This window comes from Acinetobacter sp. ACNIH3, assembly GCF_002918965.1.
GTDB lineage: Bacteria > Pseudomonadota > Gammaproteobacteria > Pseudomonadales > Moraxellaceae > Acinetobacter > Acinetobacter schindleri.
This window is the reverse complement of the sequence record NZ_PQLP01000002.1, coordinates 178,373-196,841: the sequence shown is the minus strand read 5'-3', so window position 1 is coordinate 196,841 and position 18,469 is coordinate 178,373. Positions and strand designations below refer to the sequence as shown.

At 42.4% G+C, this 18,469-nt stretch carries 21 protein-coding genes, 2 tRNA genes and 1 pseudogene; 12 read left to right on the top strand and 12 right to left on the bottom strand.

From position 1 onward, the window contains the following. Position 1 precedes the first annotated feature (1 nt). The 4 genes from fadA to C3420_RS02335 all read left to right on the top strand — a co-directional run bounded on the left by fadA (position 2) and on the right by C3420_RS02335 (position 3,787). On the top strand, positions 2–1,174 hold the full coding sequence (fadA, locus tag C3420_RS02350) for an acetyl-CoA C-acyltransferase FadA (protein WP_004813618.1): 1,173 nt from the start codon (positions 2–4) through the stop codon (positions 1,172–1,174). 152 nt (positions 1,175–1,326) lie between these two features. Then, entirely contained in the window at positions 1,327–2,028 is a 702-nt protein-coding gene (locus C3420_RS02345; protein WP_048882229.1) for a hypothetical protein, read from the top strand. A gap of 39 nt (positions 2,029–2,067) precedes the next feature. Then, the gene (locus tag C3420_RS02340) at positions 2,068–3,177 is read left to right on the top strand and encodes an ImmA/IrrE family metallo-endopeptidase (RefSeq protein ID WP_171294432.1); all 1,110 of its coding nucleotides are present in this window, start codon (positions 2,068–2,070) and stop codon (positions 3,175–3,177) included. A 154-nt stretch (positions 3,178–3,331) separates the two neighbouring features. Beyond that, positions 3,332–3,787 (top strand): hypothetical protein, encoded by a 456-nt coding sequence (locus tag C3420_RS02335; protein ID WP_103800173.1) that lies wholly within the window; start codon positions 3,332–3,334, stop codon positions 3,785–3,787. A 114-nt stretch (positions 3,788–3,901) separates the two neighbouring features. Here C3420_RS02335 and tehB read toward each other — a convergent pair whose 3' ends face one another. The 7 genes from tehB to C3420_RS02300 form a co-directional block, all read right to left on the bottom strand. Continuing rightward, complete coding sequence (gene tehB, locus C3420_RS02330; protein ID WP_103800174.1) at positions 3,902–4,774, bottom strand: SAM-dependent methyltransferase TehB; 873 nt, start codon at positions 4,772–4,774, stop codon at positions 3,902–3,904. A gap of 120 nt (positions 4,775–4,894) precedes the next feature. Beyond that, complete coding sequence (locus C3420_RS02325) at positions 4,895–5,644, bottom strand: hypothetical protein (RefSeq protein WP_103800175.1); 750 nt, start codon at positions 5,642–5,644, stop codon at positions 4,895–4,897. A 174-nt stretch (positions 5,645–5,818) separates the two neighbouring features. Next, positions 5,819–6,322, bottom strand: coding sequence for a hypothetical protein (locus C3420_RS02320; protein ID WP_004813633.1), 504 nt, complete (start codon positions 6,320–6,322; stop codon positions 5,819–5,821). A 248-nt stretch (positions 6,323–6,570) separates the two neighbouring features. Continuing rightward, positions 6,571–7,077 (bottom strand): hypothetical protein, encoded by a 507-nt coding sequence (locus C3420_RS02315; RefSeq protein ID WP_103800176.1) that lies wholly within the window; start codon positions 7,075–7,077, stop codon positions 6,571–6,573. Between the two features lie 289 nt (positions 7,078–7,366). Then, positions 7,367–7,442 (bottom strand) — tRNA-Phe (locus tag C3420_RS02310). 135 nt (positions 7,443–7,577) lie between these two features. Beyond that, positions 7,578–7,653 (bottom strand) — tRNA-Phe (locus C3420_RS02305). Positions 7,654–7,846: 193 nt separating this feature from the next. Then, entirely contained in the window at positions 7,847–8,224 is a 378-nt protein-coding gene (locus C3420_RS02300; RefSeq protein WP_103800177.1) for a GNAT family N-acetyltransferase, read from the bottom strand. Positions 8,225–8,320: 96 nt separating this feature from the next. Here C3420_RS02300 and hisB point away from each other — a divergent pair, with 96 nt between their 5' ends. The 7 genes from hisB (at position 8,321) to C3420_RS02265 (ending at position 14,094) form a co-directional block, all read left to right on the top strand. Continuing rightward, positions 8,321–8,914 carry an imidazoleglycerol-phosphate dehydratase HisB gene (hisB, locus tag C3420_RS02295; RefSeq protein ID WP_004813636.1) on the top strand — a complete coding sequence of 198 codons (594 nt, stop codon included), beginning with the start codon at positions 8,321–8,323 and terminating at the stop codon, positions 8,912–8,914. Then, positions 8,914–9,531 carry an imidazole glycerol phosphate synthase subunit HisH gene (gene hisH, locus C3420_RS02290; RefSeq protein WP_103800178.1) on the top strand — a complete coding sequence of 206 codons (618 nt, stop codon included), beginning with the start codon at positions 8,914–8,916 and terminating at the stop codon, positions 9,529–9,531. The genes hisB and hisH overlap by 1 nt, the downstream gene beginning before the upstream one ends. 133 nt (positions 9,532–9,664) lie before the next feature. Beyond that, the gene (locus tag C3420_RS02285; RefSeq protein WP_103800179.1) at positions 9,665–10,174 is read left to right on the top strand and encodes a DUF805 domain-containing protein; all 510 of its coding nucleotides are present in this window, start codon (positions 9,665–9,667) and stop codon (positions 10,172–10,174) included. Between the two features lie 151 nt (positions 10,175–10,325). Beyond that, on the top strand, positions 10,326–10,952 hold the full coding sequence (locus tag C3420_RS02280; RefSeq protein ID WP_103800180.1) for a 3'-5' exonuclease: 627 nt from the start codon (positions 10,326–10,328) through the stop codon (positions 10,950–10,952). Positions 10,953–11,405: 453 nt separating this feature from the next. Continuing rightward, complete coding sequence (locus C3420_RS02275; RefSeq protein ID WP_103800181.1) at positions 11,406–12,176, top strand: hypothetical protein; 771 nt, start codon at positions 11,406–11,408, stop codon at positions 12,174–12,176. 196 nt (positions 12,177–12,372) lie between these two features. Continuing rightward, positions 12,373–13,095, top strand: coding sequence for a 1-(5-phosphoribosyl)-5-[(5-phosphoribosylamino)methylideneamino]imidazole-4-carboxamide isomerase (gene hisA / locus C3420_RS02270; RefSeq protein ID WP_004890660.1), 723 nt, complete (start codon positions 12,373–12,375; stop codon positions 13,093–13,095). A gap of 72 nt (positions 13,096–13,167) precedes the next feature. Further along, positions 13,168–14,094, top strand: coding sequence for a DMT family transporter (locus C3420_RS02265; protein ID WP_103800182.1), 927 nt, complete (start codon positions 13,168–13,170; stop codon positions 14,092–14,094). Positions 14,095–14,173: 79 nt separating this feature from the next. Here the strand turns inward: C3420_RS02265 and C3420_RS02260 are convergent. The 4 genes and pseudogenes from C3420_RS02260 to C3420_RS02245 form a co-directional block, all read right to left on the bottom strand. Beyond that, a pseudogene (locus C3420_RS02260) lies at positions 14,174–14,521 on the bottom strand (FAD-dependent oxidoreductase); the annotation flags it as partial. Between the two features lie 93 nt (positions 14,522–14,614). Continuing rightward, positions 14,615–15,007, bottom strand: coding sequence for a DUF4870 family protein (locus C3420_RS02255; protein WP_005220665.1), 393 nt, complete (start codon positions 15,005–15,007; stop codon positions 14,615–14,617). 25 nt (positions 15,008–15,032) lie between these two features. Beyond that, positions 15,033–15,659 carry a DUF1294 domain-containing protein gene (locus C3420_RS02250; protein WP_103800184.1) on the bottom strand — a complete coding sequence of 209 codons (627 nt, stop codon included), beginning with the start codon at positions 15,657–15,659 and terminating at the stop codon, positions 15,033–15,035. 17 nt (positions 15,660–15,676) lie between these two features. Next, positions 15,677–16,624: a homoserine kinase gene (locus tag C3420_RS02245; protein ID WP_103800185.1), complete on the bottom strand. Its 948-nt coding sequence runs from the start codon at positions 16,622–16,624 to the stop codon at positions 15,677–15,679. A gap of 113 nt (positions 16,625–16,737) precedes the next feature. Between C3420_RS02245 and hisF the strand changes: the two genes are divergently transcribed. Next, positions 16,738–17,496 carry an imidazole glycerol phosphate synthase subunit HisF gene (hisF, locus tag C3420_RS02240; protein ID WP_004813648.1) on the top strand — a complete coding sequence of 253 codons (759 nt, stop codon included), beginning with the start codon at positions 16,738–16,740 and terminating at the stop codon, positions 17,494–17,496. A 342-nt stretch (positions 17,497–17,838) separates the two neighbouring features. Here the strand turns inward: hisF and C3420_RS02235 are convergent, their stop codons facing one another. After that, positions 17,839–18,444: a sterol desaturase family protein gene (locus C3420_RS02235; protein WP_103800186.1), complete on the bottom strand. Its 606-nt coding sequence runs from the start codon at positions 18,442–18,444 to the stop codon at positions 17,839–17,841. Positions 18,445–18,469 lie beyond the last annotated feature (25 nt).

Here is an 18,469-nt window from a genome sequence, read left to right as displayed (position 1 = left end):
AATGGCTACTTTAAATCCACGTGACGTTGTCATCGTTGATGGCGTACGTTCAGCAATGGGTAAAACCAAAAATGGTATGTTCCGCAATGTACGTGCAGACAGCCTTTCTGCTGAACTTGTACGTGCGCTTGTTGCTCGTAACCAGTTCGATGTCAACGAAGTTGAAGACGTAATCTGGGGCTGTGTAAACCAGACTCTAGAACAAGGTATGAATATCGGTCGTAACATCGCGTTACTGGCAGATCTTCCTAAGACTGTTGCAGGTCAAACGGTTAACCGTCTATGCGGTTCATCGATGCAGGCAATCCATACTGCTGCGGCTCAAATCATGACCGGCCAAGGTGATGTGTTCATCATTGGTGGTGTTGAGCATATGGGTCACGTGGGTATGATGCACGGCATCGACCTGAACCCAGAAGCATCTAAGCACTATGCAAAAGCGTCGAACATGATGGGCTTAACCGCTGAAATGTTAGGTCGTATGAATGGCATTACTCGTGAAGAACAAGATGCGTTTGGTGTTGAATCTCACCGCCGTGCTTGGGCTGCGACTCAGGAAGGTCGTTTCAAGAACGAAATCATCGGTATTGAAGGTCATGATGCCAACGGTTTTAAACAGCTTTGCGACATCGACGAAGTAATTCGTCCTGATGCAAACCTTGAAGCGTTCAAAGCATTGCGTCCAGTATTCGATCCGAAAGGCGGTTCTGTGACTGCTGCGACTTCTTCAGCGTTGTCTGACGGTGCGTCTGCAATGTTATTGATGTCTGCTGAACGTGCGCAAGCTTTAGGTCTTAAACCACGTGCTGTAATTCGCTCTATGGCGGTTGCAGGCTGTGATGCTGCGATCATGGGCTTTGGTCCGGTTCCGGCAACGCAAAAAGCGTTAAAACGCGCTGGTCTTGCGATTTCTGATATTCAAACATTTGAATTGAACGAGGCATTTGCTGCACAAGGTCTTTCTGTTCTTAAAGGCTTAGGCATTTATGATAAGCAAGACATCGTGAATCATAACGGTGGCGCGATTGCATTGGGTCACCCATTGGGTTGTTCTGGTGCGCGTATCACAACAACGTTGTTGAACGTGATGGAACAGCAAGATACGCAAATCGGCCTTGCGACGATGTGTATCGGTCTTGGTCAAGGTATCGCAACTGTGATCGAACGTGTTTAATTCTTAAATACGTGACCAAAAGAAACCCCGCAAAAGCGGGGTTTTTTATGAAATAATCTGATACAAATTTAGAATAAAAACTCTAATATGTATACTTTTTAAGTCATCATTTGATGTTATATTTTGTATACAAATTTTCTTAGAGTATCTGTATGCAACGTACATTTAATAGCTTGGATTGGAATGAGTTAAACCAAGTCCCTTGTGAAATTTTATGGGGAACTAATGCCAGTAGTAAACTCATTGAGCTTGGACTTAATATTACGAGTGAATTACAACTTGCCTTTAAATTAGCAAACAGTGGATACGCACTTCGTAAAAAAAAGAATCCAGGTCGTGCTATGGGACGTTGGGGTGATATCTGTGAACATGCAGATACTATTTTAGAACCTTTGGGTTGGTTTTTGATTCGCAAGAATGGGCAACCTTGTCTTGTTAACTCTGAGAAAAACCTACAATTAATATTTATGTCACCAAATGATGAGGCTTTTGGCAATGAATTAAATGTCATCACATCAAAATGTCATAAAGGTCATGCGACTGAGCTAAAATTATTAGCGAATAAATCCCATTATGCGGACTCGAATTTTTTTAGAACTTTCATTGTTTATTACCAACCAAGCAATTTAATTGACACTGAAAATAGTAGTTTTCTGCCATTCGAGATCGCATATGCTACTGGCATCTATAAGGTATCTCCTGTAGGTGAAAAAACTAAGTGCTTCCCTATTAATCATACATTAAGATTAATTATGTCTGACTCTCCAGATGCTCCTGAAGCATATGAAGCACCAATTCCGGATGAGAATAATCCGATTACCGAAGATGACTTCGGAGACTTACAAGCTATTTAACGTTTACGAGTTAAATAATTTGCTTTAATGAGAATTTGTATGTACCAACTTGACCGTATTAAAGCCGCGCAAAATTTGCGCGGTTTCAGTCATTCAAAAACAGCTGAAGCCCTAGATATTCCATTAGCCACTTTTAAAAAGTACTTAAGTGGAGAAAGAACATTACCTCATGATTTTTGGACAAAGGCTTCTCAACTTTTTAACGTCCCTCTCTCTTATTTTGAAGTTAAAAACTCAACAAATTTTAATATGTCTGAAGTTAATTTTAGGGCTAGAGCAAGAATTAAAGCTTCCTATTCAAATGCTATAGTTGAATATATCTCTTTAGCGGAATCTATAAGTCTATATTTTGCAAGAAATATTAAAAATCTTCCTGTTTTTAATATCTTAGATGACTACAATTTAGATCCTGATAGTGATGATTCTCCAGAAATAACAGCCTTGCGCGTAAGAAGTGAATGGGGATTAGGTGTACAACCTATCAATAATATAATCTCACTATTAGAGATTAAAGGCATCAAAGTTTTTTCTCTTCCTTTGAATGTTCGAGAAGTAGATGCTTTATCTATTTCATTAGATGGGCAGCCATTTGTTTTGCTAGATACATTTAAATCTGCTGAGAGGACTAGATTTGATGCTGCTCATGAGTTAGCTCATATTTTTCTGCATATTTATGATACACAAAATCCAAATGATGATATCGATTACAAAAAGCGAGAAAGTGAAGCCGATCGTTTTGCTTCCTGTTTTTTGATGCCTGATGAAAGCTTTCTTTCTTTAGCTCCAAAGGAAATGAGTATTACCAATATGCTTAAGTATAAAAGCTACTGGAGAGTATCTCTTCAAGCGATTAACTATAAATCCCATAAATTAAATCTTCTTACAGATTGGGTATATAGAAGTAATTGCATGAAAATTAATTCCTTAGGTTATCACAAAAATGAACCATACCCGACTCATCATGATCACTCTATTCTGTATTTAAAATTACTTAAATTATTAGATGCTAAGGGAGGATTTTCAGTGAATTCTATGCTGAATGAAATCGGAATATCTCGAGAAGACTTTAATAATTTAACTTTTAATTCCCTTGATTCTTTCACCGAATATAAAGACTCACAGAAACCAAAATTGAGAATCGTACAATAAAAGCTCTTCGGAGCTTTTTTGCTTTCTTATTTAATGTTATCCCTTTGTAAAATTAGTGTATTTTTCAAACATTAAAATATTAATTATGAATTACTTAAATTCTTGTAAGTGTATGATCAATCCTCTTTTTTTCTATTTCCTTAAAAGGGTTTATATGAACATGCTTAAAACAATGATCGCGACTGCAATCGTAGCGACTTCTGCATCTGCAATGGCAACTGAAGCTCAAGTTGCGCCAGCAACTGTTGTAACCAAAACAACCCAAACTGTTGCCAAAGAAGCTGCTGCACCTGTACAAGCGAAAGTTGAAGCGGCTCAAGCGACTGCAACGAATGCAAAACAAGCAGCAGAAACAAAAGTTGAATCAGTAAAAACTGAAAATGCGGTAAAAGCAGATACAGCAAAAGCAGCAGCTGAAGAAAAAGTTGCAGCAGTAAAAACAGAAGCTGTCGTAAAAACTACAGAAGCAAAAGAAACTGCAATGGCTAACGCAGCAGAAGTAAAAACTGAAGCAGCTCAACAAGTAGAAGCTGCAAAAGCTGCACCTGCTGAAGCAGCAGTAAAAGCTGAGAAAAAAGGCTGGTTCTCTTGGTTTAAAAAAGCAGCTTAATCCTGCAATTTAAACTGCAAAGGGATGTCATCTGACATCCCTTTTTATTATCGTCTATTTTTAAATACGGCCTGCGACTAAGTAATCAGCCTGTATTTTCAAATATTAAAAAAATTAAGCTGAGACCTTCTGCGCCAGCATCGTGGCAAAATGTTGTTTGATGCGGTTACCCTGCTCATCCCTGCGATATAGCTCACCAACATCCTCATTGTATTTAATCAGCTTCCAGTCTTTATAAAAGGCTCTTAATTCACCTTGCTTAAAGGCAAAAGGAAAATCTGGCTGGGCTGGAATGTCATCAGTATCCATGGCACAGACAATCAGGTTATAGCCATTAATTTTGGTCGCCTGCTGCATTTGAGTAATCAGTGCTGGAACGGTTTTAGCTTGCAGGAACATCATCACCACAGTGCAGCAGATAAAATCATAACTGCCAGAAATGCTTGGATCTGCATTCAAATCCCGCTGTGCAATATGAATCTGCTGAATATCTTCAGCATCAACAATTTTCTGAAATTTTTCCAGACTCTGGGATTTCACATCCCAAGCATCGACCTCATAGCCCATCTGGTTTAAATACAGCGAATTCCGTCCTTCTCCGCAGCCGACATCCAGTGCGCGACCACCGCTTAAATAAGGCGTTGCTGCCAGGATCTCGGAATGTGTTGGGGAAATCGCGTATTTCTTATGAAAATAATCCTGTGGTATACAGTAAAACTTTAGCTGACATTCTACATCTGCACTGGCAGAGACAATTTTGTGCCATACCTCAGGCTCAATAAGTGGCGGTTGCTGCTCTGGAGTAAACACATGCTCGGATTGTACCTCGCCTGCTTGGTCCAGCATGGCAAAATTTACCTTACCTTTTAAGACGGTCAGTTTGGCCCAAGTACCCGCCTTGGTATTATGCGGACGCTGAAAGCCCTGAGGAATCTGTTCCTGTGTCCAGATTGGCATTTCCTTATAACAAACTAAGTCCTGAGTCATGCAGCATTGCTCCTGTTCTCGCACCATTTTATTCAACTGATAATTTCCTGTTTATCTATAGCATGCTTCTGTTTTTGGCACCATGCTCAGGATGATTTATAGCTAAATGACGCTTTCAGGCTACAAAGCTTCTTCGACAATTTTCTGATTTTTGGTCTTAATTTGCTGCATCTGTTTATTCAGGTTTTCAATATCTTTATACAATGCGATAAAGGGCTGCACCGCTTTTTCATCATGGAACATAAACATGCGGTTGCGTTTTTCCCATTTATATTTCTTGAGCAAGGCAAATAGCTGATCAGCCTTGGCCAGACTCTGCTTTTCAATTGCAAAGATGGCATAGGCATCACTTTCCTGCTGGGTTGCTTTCAGGTTCTGTGCCAACTGCTGACGATAACGCTGCTTGATATCGAGCCGCTTGACCTGTTCAATCTGGCTTTCTTCACGGCGCTGAATGGTCTGCTCATAGTTCTGCACAATCTGATGCACCTGCTTGAGCATGGTCTCAGTTTCTTTATAACCTTGAGCCTGATCTTTCTCCAGACGATCAATATCCAGAAAATGCTCCCAGTTCGCTGCTTTCAGATCTCGCAAATACTGATTACGTTCTTCAGCGCGGTCTCGCATCTGTCCCAGTACATATTCCGCCATGACCGCATAATCACCATCCAGACGGTCTTCTTCAATGTCTAACTGAATCGGCTTGCTCCAGTCCTGTGCCTGTTCAAAGATTTCAGCTGTCTTTTCATTCAGAACAGTTTCATATTCGATCAGCTCGGCTTCTTCCTGCTGTTGCGCAGTGTATTGATAAAATAGCCATGCAAAGACAACAAGTGTCGCACCAGCCAGGACCATAAAGACACGCGGCATGCACATGCTCCCCTGCTGCAAGTTATGTATAGGTTTCCTTTTAACCAATATGCTGATTTTTTAGACACAAATCAATTGTTCTATACAAAAACTCTATGCAGGGACATAGTTCATCCTACGAGGAAATTTCATTAAAATTCCTGTTTAAGCCAGCTCTGAATCGTTTAATCCTGCCTAGCAACCGTTGGTAGCACACCATTCATTAATCAGCGTTCGGTCAATATTATTCGGATTGAACTGCTCCCGAGCCGCCTGAACTGAAGTGGCATCGCGGTTAATACCAAATGGCACCAGCATCAGATAAATACCGTCACGTGGATCAGGAGAACGCAAACCATCGGCAATGGCCTGCACATACTGTTGCAGCCCTGGTGGCAGGTTATCCAGTCGTGCCGGATTGGTGGTAGGTAGAATCTCGATATCACCCGCGAAGTCAGCATTAACCGTATAGTCTTGCAGTTCACGTTCAATCTTCATCATTCGCATCTTTAAGGCCTGTTTCTGGCTGGATTGTTCTTGCAAGGGAAGCATGAACTCGGTTTCTTCACGCAGTTCACGATCGGCCATCACAGTCAGTGTCGGCAAGGTGACGGAATCTGGTGCAGCATGTGCATTAACCAGACGCAGTGCAGTAAACAGACTCAGTAACATCAGAAAAGTTGTGTCGAGGGGACGCATAAGGAAAACCTCCGCATCGTCATTTCAGTGGGAGAAACCTTATTCTTGCTTGAACTTATGTAAAGGTGCTGAGTATTACTGTGAGCGTCGATAGACGGTTAATACCGTATGATTACTGGTGTTCGATGTAAACGGTTTTTATGCAGATTGCTTTTGCATAAAAGATAAATCTCTCGCAAATTCCAGATATAAAAAATCCCCGACTAACGAGGATTCAAAGACTTAAGATTAGATTACTTGCTTTGAGCTTAAGGAATAGCAGGGGAAAGTTTATTGAAATAATCCTGCATACCGAGTTTGATCGTACTCGGATTAATTTGCAGTTGAAAACGATATTCAGCAGATTGACTATTGCTACGATCAATCCCCAGCGGCTGTAGCATGATATTTAAACCCTGAGTTGGATCACTGGATTGCAGGCCTTGGGCAATACTCATGACATATTGCTGCAGCATTGGAGAAACCGAATTAAAGTCAGGCTGGTTCTGCGGCTGAAAATCCAGATTTTCGATCACCTGTGCATTCAGTACAAAATTCTGGGCTTCCTTGGAACTGCGCATCACCTGATGCTGTAAGGCACGCTGAGTCTTTTCTTCCTGAACAAAAGGAACATAACCAGTTTCATTACTCAGTTCAGGTTCCGCCATTACGGTTAAGGTCGGCAGCGTTACCGCTACTTTGTCATCGTCGGCTAGTGCTCCCATGCTGAATGCGCCCAGCATGATTCCAAATATAGACATTTTCATAATATTCATTGTCTCGCCTCCCCCTTATTTTCTATCACCCAAGTTGCATAACTGCAGATGTCATGAACTATTTTTAATATTCTTATCTATTAGATTACATGGATTATTTGGACAACTCATGCCTGCTCGGATGAATGGCATCTCAGGAAAATGATCTCGAAACCTAAAAGCGTATGACGCTCACAGTTTCAAAGCCGAGTAATCAAGAAAGATTATTTTCTGTTGAATGACAAAATGACAAAATGACAAAATGACAAACGAAAAAAAACCTCAAACATGGTTTGAGGTTTTTTGAATATGGTGGCGAGACCCAGGATCGAACTGGGGACACACGGATTTTCAATCCGTTGCTCTACCTACTGAGCTATCACGCCGATGCGGTGTATTAAGCCGTATCTGTACACATTAGTCAATCGAAATTAGAAAAAAAATGATTGAATGTGTAAAATTTGACCCAAAAAAAATCCCTGATGGGATCAGGGATTGAAAACTTTAAATCGTTTTGAATATGGTGGCGAGACCCAGGATCGAACTGGGGACACACGGATTTTCAATCCGTTGCTCTACCTACTGAGCTATCACGCCGATGACGCGTATTAAACCGTTTCAGCCCAATGCCGTCAAGCATGAAAAGTATAATTTTTATCAATCGTCTACTTTTGCAGCAGATTTAATTATCACTTGCTTAATTTTTAATTAAAACGGCCTAAATTATTCATTTTCGGTCAAAAATTTGCATAAAAAAGCAGCCCTAAGGCTGCCTTGATACCGGAAAAGTTTAAATTTTTTCGATATGTGCCAGACAGCGATGAATCGCGCCACAGCCAGGTTCAAACACCTTCACACCTTTTTCTTCTTCCATTCGGCAGGCTTCACTAACCAGCCTTTTTGCAACTCCACGTCCACGATTAGCCGGATGTACAACGACATACTCCAGCAGGCGGGTTGCGCCTTGACCCGTGCACCAGATCGCACCAATAATACGGGTATTAAATTCTGCAGTATAAAGTACGGTATACTGTTTCAAGTTTTGCTCTAGTTGTTCCATGGCATCGGCCCCATCACTAAACTCCGGGCTGGTATCATACAGTCGCTCAAGCTGGCTGCGCACTTCATCATTTTCCAAAGAAGTATAGGCATGTACGGTTATAGGCATTGATAAACCCTCCTGAGCAATCTAATATGCGGTGACGTCGTCACGGCGAAAATATTTTCTACATCAATCATTTTGACGTATTTGAGGAACGTGTCTATGACAGATCGTATCAGTGAAGTGGTAAGAAATACCAACGAAACCAAAATTCGAGTTCGCTTGAATCTCGATGGGTCTGGTCAAGGCACTTTAAATACTGGTATTCCATTTTTAGATCATATGATTGATCAAATCAAGCGACATGGTCTGTTTGATATTGATATTCATTGTGACGGCGACCTGGAAATTGACGATCACCATACTGTAGAAGACTGTGGTATTACCCTGGGTCAAGCCTTTGCACAAGCATTGGGTGACAAGAAAGGTTTACGCCGTTATGGTCACTTCTATGCCCCGCTTGATGAGTCTTTGAGCCGTGTCGTGGTTGATCTGTCTGGTCGTCCGGGTCTGTTTATGGATATTCCATTTACCCGTGCCATGATTGGCCGTTTTGATGTAGACCTGTTCTCTGAATTCTTCCAGGGCTTTGTAAATCACTCGCTGATGACTTTACATATTGACAACCTAAAAGGTAAAAACAGTCACCATCAGATTGAAAGCGTATTTAAGGCGTTTGCCCGTGCATTGCGTATGGCATGTGAAGTTGATCCACGTGCTGCCAATACTGTTGCTTCAACCAAAGGTACCCTGTAATGACCCGTATTGCCCTTCTTGACTATGGCATGGGAAATCTTCACTCCGCTGCCAAAGCATTAGAACATGTCGGTGCTAAAGTAGATGTGACCAATGATCCCAAGCTGATTGCTCAGGCAGACAAGATTGTTTTCCCGGGTGTAGGCGCAATGCGTGACTGTATGCACGGTATGCATGAAGCGGGTATTGATGATGTGGTACGTCATGCGGTGTTCAATAAGCCGGTACTGGCAATTTGTGTCGGTATGCAGGCGCTGATGCAACGTTCTGAAGAAAATGGCGGTGCAGATGCACTGGGTATTTTTGAAGGTGAAGTGAAACGCTTCCCGGATATGGAAGGTTTAAAAGTACCGCATATGGGCTGGAACCAGGTACATCAGGCTGATCCAGGTCATCCAATGTGGAAAGACATTGAACAGGATGCACGTTTCTATTTCGTACACAGCTTCTATGTAGAGCCAAAAGATCCAAGCATCGTGGCTGCGACATGCAACTATGGACTGGAATTCTGTACGGCACTGCATAAAGAAAATCTGTTTGCGACCCAGTTCCACCCGGAAAAAAGCCATACCGCAGGTTTACAACTGCTGAAAAACTTCGTGGAATGGAATATCTAATCCTCTCCATGCTTAAAAAACCCGCTTAAAGCGGGTTTTTTATTGCTCAATATTTAATCTTTTATTTTTTAATAAATTACTATATCATTCATTTACTTATAAAAATCTTAATGATAAAAACAAGGAAATAACAATGAGTAATTTAAATGATTCTGCTTTAAATGCAGGGGGACGTTTTGGGCGTCGTTCATATCTGGCCTGGAATATGCTAATGGGCTTTTGTTTAATGCTTGTCGGTATTTTAGCTGCTGTCATTCTACCAGGCGGAAATCCATTTCTGAGTCCAGATGGCTCCTTGCCTATGCTATCACTGGTAGTCATGGGATTAATTTATATTGCAGTAATTTATTTCAGTATCATCTTTTTAATTCGTCGCCTGCATGACCGAAACCATAGCGGCTGGCTGTCTTTGCTGATGCTGGTACCTATCGCCAATATTTTATTTGCCTTGTATGCTCTGTTTGCTCCGGGTAACCGCAATCACAACCAGTTTGGACACCCCCGTACCACACGTGGCTGGGAAAATGTACTGGCGATTCTTTATATTCTACTGATTGTTTTGGGGATTGTAGCGGCCATGGCGGTTCCGTCTTATCAGGACTATGTCAATCGTGCAAAACAGGCAACTTTGCAACAGCAATAAGTTTAATCCAGTCAACTCAATTCAGAAGCCAGATCTAAAAATAGGTCTGGCTTTTCATCTTGATTTAAAAATAATTTTCTTAAAAGCGCTTTAGACTGAATTGAAAAAGTCTTAAGCTGCATCTTCATACACGGACCCACACAGACTCGTCATGGATGCCCTTCATTCTCCAATTTTACCCACCAAAGAAGAGATCGCCACACTTCCAAGATTTCAAAATATCTCCTTTGAAAAAATTATTGTAATTCAGAATCTTCAACAGGCAGAAGTAATACGTGAAGAACTTGAACAGGTACAAGTCTTTGGCTTTGACTCAGAATCCAAGCCCATATTTAAAGCCGGTGAACAGTCTACAGGACCGCATTTGATTCAGTTAGCTACCCGAGAAAGGGCGTATTTATTTCAAATGAATACGGAACTATGGCATTTTTTACAGCCGATATTTGCCAATCCCAATCAGATGAAAGCTGGCTTTGGCTTAAAAAATGACAAACATCTGTTCCGTAAAAAAGGTATTGAATTAAATGGGGTACTGGAACTCTCCAAATGCTTTGGCAGTTTTGGGTTCAAACAGGCTGTTGGGGTCAGAAATGCGATGACACTCCTGTTCCAGGTCAATTTCCCAAAGTCCAAAAAGATCAGTACCTCTAACTGGGCAGCACGGAAACTCAGCCAGGCTCAAATTGAATACGCGGCTGCGGATGCTTATGCCTGTATTTTAATTCTAGAAGAACTTTGGCAACAGAAACTCCTAAGCCGTGAATTGAAACTTTCCTAAAGAAAACCATCATTGCTTCTGGATGTTTCTTAACACTGTTACTTGAGAAATTAAGCGCCGACCGATTGTAAGATTATGTAAACCATATGACGCACCAAAATTCAGCAAAAGAATAATCACTTTTTCTAAAAATCTGAGTAAATTACTCAACTTTTTTACTATTCTTTCAATTGAACATTAAGCTAAACGATAGAAATGCACAAAAATAACACTATCCCTCCTTTAAAAGCACCAAAATAACCAATATAAATCATTGTTTTTAATTACATTTTTTCACAATATATAAAATTAATATCAATCCTTTGATAAACATGAATTTTCCATAACATTTTCCTGACTTATGGTCAAAATTATGGTTTTAGGCTCTATAAATTTGGCAGATTTTTGCTAAAACATGATGTGCATAACAATTCTCCATCGTTAAGTAGTTCAAATTTCTAGAGGGTAAAAATCATGGCAAGTTTATTGGGTGGCGGTAAGTTCAATGGGGTATTCACATTGGCAGTGCAAGGTATTAGCAAAGCTGTAGGCTTCCTGACTAAGGCGGTTATTACCTTAGTTGATGAAGTGGTTGAAACAGTCAGTACTCTGACGGCACCTTTGACGGACGCACTGACACAATTACCTGTAGTTGGCGATACGCTAAAAACTGTCTTGGATACCAGTACAGGACTTTTAGCAGATGTGAGTCAAGGCGTACATGCCGTATCAGACCAGCTATTACAGGGAGATTTAGCTAGTGGTATAGATACACTGCTAAATGGAACTACAGACCTGGTTGGTCAAACTTTAGATGGCGTCTCAGATATCTTAGATAGCGTTTTAGATACTACGGCGCCGCTGACCGCCCCACTGCTTTCTTTGCCAGTCATCGGTGATGTGGTTGCATCAGTCGGGCAGACTACTTCTAACCTGAGTGGACTGATTTCAGAAACGGGTGATTATGTCGCTGGCATTCAGCCACTAGATCTGGTGAATGATGTACTCAGTAATCCGGTAGCGAGTGTGGGCGGTGTCCTGCAAGATGTCTCAGGCACTGTCGATGCACTGCTGGATGACCTTGCCCCGATTACTGATACTGCAGCAGATCTGCCAGTTATCGGCAGTATCGTCACAACGGTAGGCGCCACAACAGGTGCAGTCAATGACGGACTTTATGACCTAGGTACTCAGCTTGGTAAAGTAGGTCCACTGGATCTGGAACTTCAACTCGCATATGTTTAATTGAATTTCATCCATGCTGAATGATCAGCCTGATCAGATATAAAAATAACAATGAGCTGTACTCACTCACTCCAACCTGTCCATGACAGGTTTTTTTCATATGCGAGATTCAGTATTTAGATTTAGAAATCCGCCGTTTATTTGTTAAGATGGCAGCCATTCAAATTCAATCGACGATTAGGCCAGGAGCGAAAGCATGCTGATCATCCCTGCAATTGACCTGAAAGATGGCAAATGTGTCCGTTTAAAACAAGGTCGTATGGAAGACGATACTGTATTTTCTGATGATCCAGTGGCTACTGCGCAGCATTGGGTAAATGAAGGTGCGCGTCGTCTCCATCTGGTTGATCTGAACGGTGCTTTTGCAGGTACCCCAATTCATAAGCCAGTCGTAGAAGCGATTGCTAAAGCACAACCAAACTTACCGATTCAAATCGGTGGTGGTATTCGTTCACTGGAAACCATTGAGCATTATCTAGATGCAGGTGTGTCTTATGTAATCATTGGTACAAAAGCAGTGAAAGAGCCTGAGTTTGTTGAAGAAGCATGTAAACAGTTCGCTGGTCATATCATTGTTGGCATTGACGCCATGAATGGCATGGTCGCAACGGATGGTTGGGCCAATGTGACTGACGTGAAAGCGACTGATCTGGCTAAACGTTTTGCAGATGCAGGTGTGTCCAGCATTGTCTATACCGACATCGCACGTGACGGCATGATGCAAGGTGTGAACATTGAGCAAACTGTGAACTTGGCAACTTACTCAGGTCTTCCAGTGATTGCTTCTGGTGGTGTCACTAATATCGATGACGTTCATGGCTTAAAAGGCCAACCAGGCATTCTTGGCGCAATTACTGGTCGTGCGATCTATGAAGGCACTTTAAATCTTCGTGAAGCACAAGCGGTTTTAGACGCTTAATCTGAAAGATTGATGTTGCTGTAAAAGAGGTCTTCGGGCCTCTTTTCGTTTTTATCTGAATACTGATCTCCCATGTCTACCTTATCCTCTGAATCCTCAATATGGAAAGCGAAGCTCCCTCAGCTTTCTCTGATTTTAATTACCATCATTTGGGGTACAACCTTTGTAGTGGTGAAATACGGACTGACCTTTGCCAGTCCCGTGCTATTTGTGGCCTTGCGTTTTATGGCTGCTACTATTGCCGTGACACTCATTTCCTGGAAATATCTCAAAGGCATGTCCGCTTTTGAAGTTTTTGCTGGTGCGGTCATCGGATTGCTCATTGCACTGGGCTATGGTACGCAAACAGTTGGACTACAAAAAATTAGCAGTAGTGAATCGGCTTTTTTAACCGCACTGTATGTGCCTCTTGTGCCTATCTTGCTATGGCTGCTGTTTCGTAAAAAACCACATGTCATGACATGGATTGGGGCAGCCCTCGCCTTTTTAGGTCTGGTCTTCTTAACAGGAAATGGCTTTGGTGCGATTCAACTGAGTTTTGGACAGCTACTGACGATTTTGGGTTCGATTGCAATTGCACTTGAAATCATCTTTATCAGTTACTTTGCACCGAAGGTAAATACGCGCCGCGTGACCGTGTTACAGCTGATTTTCGCATCACTGTTCTGCTTTATTATGGCAGCAATGCTCGGCGAACCTCAGCTACCGGAGTTCCATCCTCACCTTGCCATAATTTTAGTTGGCCTCGGTATAGCCAGCGCAGTGATTCAACTCGTCATGAACTGGGCACAGGAAATGGTTGATCCTTCTCAAGCTGCCATTATCTATGCAGGTGAACCGATCTGGGCCAGTCTGTTTGGCCGACTCGCTGGAGAACGTTTACCTGCTCTGGCTTTATTGGGCGGATTAATGGTGGTACTGGGTGTAATTGCCAGTGAATGGAAACCGAAGTTTTTAAGAACAGAAAAAAGAGAAGAGTTGAAGGAAGATCTTTCTTAATTTTCCCTCACCCTAACCCTTTATGAATCTACCTAAATCCCCCTTTAAAAAGGGGGATTTTTTATATCTATATTGAATTTTAAAAAGATACCATTTTGCCCGGATTGACCAAAGCATCTAAACCATAAGCCATTTTCGCCATTGGAATTACCACTGGTGCAAGTACTCGACCAAATAGGATATCTTGATGCTGGATACTGGTTAACATATTAAAGTCATTGGCTTTGCCACAGAAGTCATCTGCAATCGCTTTACCAATACGCACAGTTTTCGCCACGCCATGACCACTCCAACCTTGTACCGCATAGATTGGAAATTTATCACCAAACTTGCGGCTGTCGGCTGCACCATTCATGGTCAGATCAGTCGTACCACTCCAGACAAAATCCAGTTCGACCTGTTTTAACTGCGGGAAGACATGCTGAATAGTGCCTACCTGATTCGGATATTCTGCTGCCAAAAATCATAGAGCTATAAAAAAGAGCAGCGATATGCTGCTCTTTCCAGATCCCAATTTGATTTATCGATACATCGGCAGATTATCATTCAAACGCATAATCCCGCGAATTGCACGATACACAATCCAGATCCAGGCCAAGCCAATCACAATCAGGCAGAAAGTGGTGGCACCAAATGCGACGCCTGCAAACAGATCCGGATCTTCACCGGTAAAGAACAGGAAGAAAAATGGAACAAAGGCAACGATATTCCAGATCAGATACCACCAGAAGGTGCGGATCTGCCAGGTAAAATGGCTCTCGAAAATTGTGCCGCGAACCGAACTGCGTTTCACATAGTTAATTACCAGCGCAATGACAGCAAGCAGGCCACCGGTAAAGATCGCCACAATATAAAGAATATATAGAATAAGAGTCAGTGTGCGGTTAGGGTCCTTGTCAATCGAATAGTTCATACCCTCTCCTTTTTATCAATTTCCCTTAAATATTTAAGCCGTTTAAAGGGGAAATAAGCCATAGAATCAAAATGATGTTAAAGGCTATGGTACAAAAATAAATCTGACGGAATGGTTGTTTTTGTGTTTTATGTCTCAGTTTTTGTTGGGCCAGCCAAGCTGCCGGCCAACCTCCAAGAAAAGCCACCAGATGTAGCGCATTTTCAGGAATACGGCGATTGCCCAATTGGGCTGCTTCCTTGTCTTGGGCGTAGAGCCAGTAACTCAATACATTCATTAAACTGATCAGCAACACTACCATCCCGCTCAACAGGCCACTGAAACTGAGTACCACAAGCACCAGAATATATCCCACACAGAGGATTTGCATCGGCTGCAATTTTTCTTTTTTATTCTTTATGACTGTTTTCTGTTTAGCCATCAACGCCTTGATTTGGGCAGCTTTGAGATAAGTCACCTGCTGCGCACGATAACGGCCTTGATCATCCAGAATCACGGCATAATCCAAGGCACAACCCACAATCGGGCGCGGACCAGGGCGCGCAAAATCCTTAATGTGCAGAAACACACGTTCCTTGCCAGCATCATTCGGCTGAATAAAACCATAGCCTTTTTCATCAAACCATTCCACCAAACGCCCTTGATCACGCATATTGTTGTTCCTGTTGGTTAAGCGGTAACAAACTTAAGTCGTTCGATCAACATATTACGCATTTCTTCCGGATTCTTTTGCAGGATATCGTTTCCGGTACGGCCTTGAGCCGCATTTTTCTGTGCCACTTGTAAACGCATCATCCAGAAACGACCGGCTGCCATCGCCAGGTAAAGCTGCAGACAGGCTTTTTCATCCTCAGTCAAGGGACGGATACTTTCATAAGCCTTTAGAAAAGCAACTGCACGTTCTTCATTCAAGGTCACTGCGGGATAATCTGTGCAGAAGTCATTTAAGGTAATGGCAATATCAAACAGCAGCTCATCTTTATTCAATTCATAAAAATCCAGAATGCCATTGAGCTGATCTCCCTCAAACAGGGTATTGTCACGGAACAGATCTGAGTGAATAAAGCCACGTGGGCGATCAGTATAAACGGCTGTCAATGCTTCATACAGGCCGAGCAACTTACCTAACAGGACTTTATCAGCAGCATTCAGGGTCGGCTTGATCTCCTGTGCCACGGCGTACCAGTAGGCATGATCACGCACGAATTCGCGTTCCAGTTTGAAATCTTTTAGTGCTACATGCATTTTTGCCTGCGCAATGGCAATGGCTTCGGCCTGAGCCTTGGTCGCTGGCATAGGATGTTCGCCCAGCATCCGTGGCGCGATCTGGGCTGGCTTTCCTTTAATGCTATGAATGGCCTTGCCTGAATGCGATAATGGTACAGGCACAGCCACCCCTGCCTGTCCCAAATGCTCAAGTACGGGAACCAGTTCACCAGCAGCCTGTTCATCCATGTCCTCGAACACAGTCAATACATATTGCTGGTCTTCACAGACCAGAAAGTAGTTGGTGTTCTGGATACCTCCTTGAATGGGAATCAGATCAATCGCCTTGAGACCATAAGGCGCTGCAAAATCCTGAACTTCCTTTAAAGTCAAAGTGGTATAAACCGACATAGAAAACCTGCGAAAAAACTTACATATTTTTGCTAGAATACCGTTTCCATCTGCCAAGGTGTAGCGCTTGCGTGGGTGAGTTTCATAATCGGCTGTAATAATTGGAAAAATTTATGCTAGCTAAACGTATTATTCCTTGCCTCGACGTTGATAATGGTCGTGTGGTCAAGGGTGTTCAGTTCCTTGATATTCGTGATGCGGGCGACCCGGTCGAAGTGGCGCGTCGCTATAATGAACAAGGTGCCGATGAAATTACTTTCCTTGATATTACCGCTACACATCATGGACGTGACACGACTTATCGTACTGTAGAGCGTATGGCCGAATCTGTATTCGTACCGTTAACTGTAGGTGGTGGTGTCCGTAAAGTTGAAGATATCCGTTTACTGTTAAATGCTGGCGCGGATAAAGTCAGCATTAACTCAGCAGCTATTTATAATCCTGAATTCGTCCAGGAGGCTTCTCAGCGTTTTGGTGCACAATGTATCGTGGTGGCTATTGATGCCAAGAAAACCGGCGAGAATAAATGGGAAATCTTTACTCACGGTGGCCGCAAGGAAACGGGTATTGATGCGATTGAATGGGCCGTGAAAATGGCGGACTACGGCGCCGGTGAACTGTTAGTGACCTCAATGGATGCTGATGGCACCAAAGCGGGCTATGACCTGGCACTCATGCGTACCATTAATGACCGTGTTAACATTCCAACAATTGCTTCTGGTGGTGTCGGCAACCTGCAACATCTGGCCGACGGGATTTTAAAAGGGGGCGCAGATGCTGTACTTGCAGCCTCAATCTTCCACTTCGGCCAGCATACTATTCCAGAAGCAAAAGCCTATCTAGCAGCGCAAGGCATTGAAATGCGTCTTTAAAAATTTTTAGAGACAAGATCTGAAAAAGGCATGTTAATCATGCCTTTTTTATTACTTGAAAATTTAAGCACATGAATTATGGACAAAAAAAAGGAGTCTTGCGACTCCCTATAAAACCAAGAATAGACTACAGCGCTTGGTGTCAATATAACCAGTAAAATCTAACCATAACTCAAGTATTCATAACAACCTGTCAGCGTTAGGCTATATCGCTGACAGGTGTAAATATAGGTCAAAAAACACCCCGAATATTGACAATTTAAGCAGGATTTATTGACAAATCACGACAACAATAGCGTGCAAATGCATTTTATTTCCTTATCTAAAACTTCTAGGTTTCTTTTAAGGATTTAAGGCTCTATTTTTCTCAACCCATTTGGCTGGAAAGATCTGCTGAATACTGCTGCTCAGGGCTTGAGAAACCGGTTTAGGTAAATAGATGCCGAGTGGATTTTGTTCCTGTAATTCAGGCGATGAAATCATCCGTGTCCCCATAACGTAGTCGAACCATGGCCGGGTTACACACCAGTTGGCATCCTGATTACTATTCATATGATGGTCATAATGCCAGGGAATTTTTCGCTTGGCCCATTCTGGTTCCAGATGTGCCCGACGATGCACATAATAATAATTGCAGGCACTATAAAGCACTGCGAGCGACATTCCTTTTGAAACCGGATAAAAGACCAGGCCAAATACACTGGCAACAACAACCAGAGATCCAATTTCATTACGGGTACGCCAGTTCTGCCAGCCTTCTACATAGCCATGATCAGAGAATGCCGTCTTACGCACTTCCCGATGATGCTCCCAGTGTGAACGCATGCTCTGCGGTACTGGACTGTAGCGAGCCTGCCCTTTGCGAGGTATACCATGCAGAATATATTTATGCGCAAACCATTCAAAACCATTGGCAATTACCAGTCCTACCAGAAAACCTTTTAGCATTGTCTGTCCCTCCTTTTTATTTACT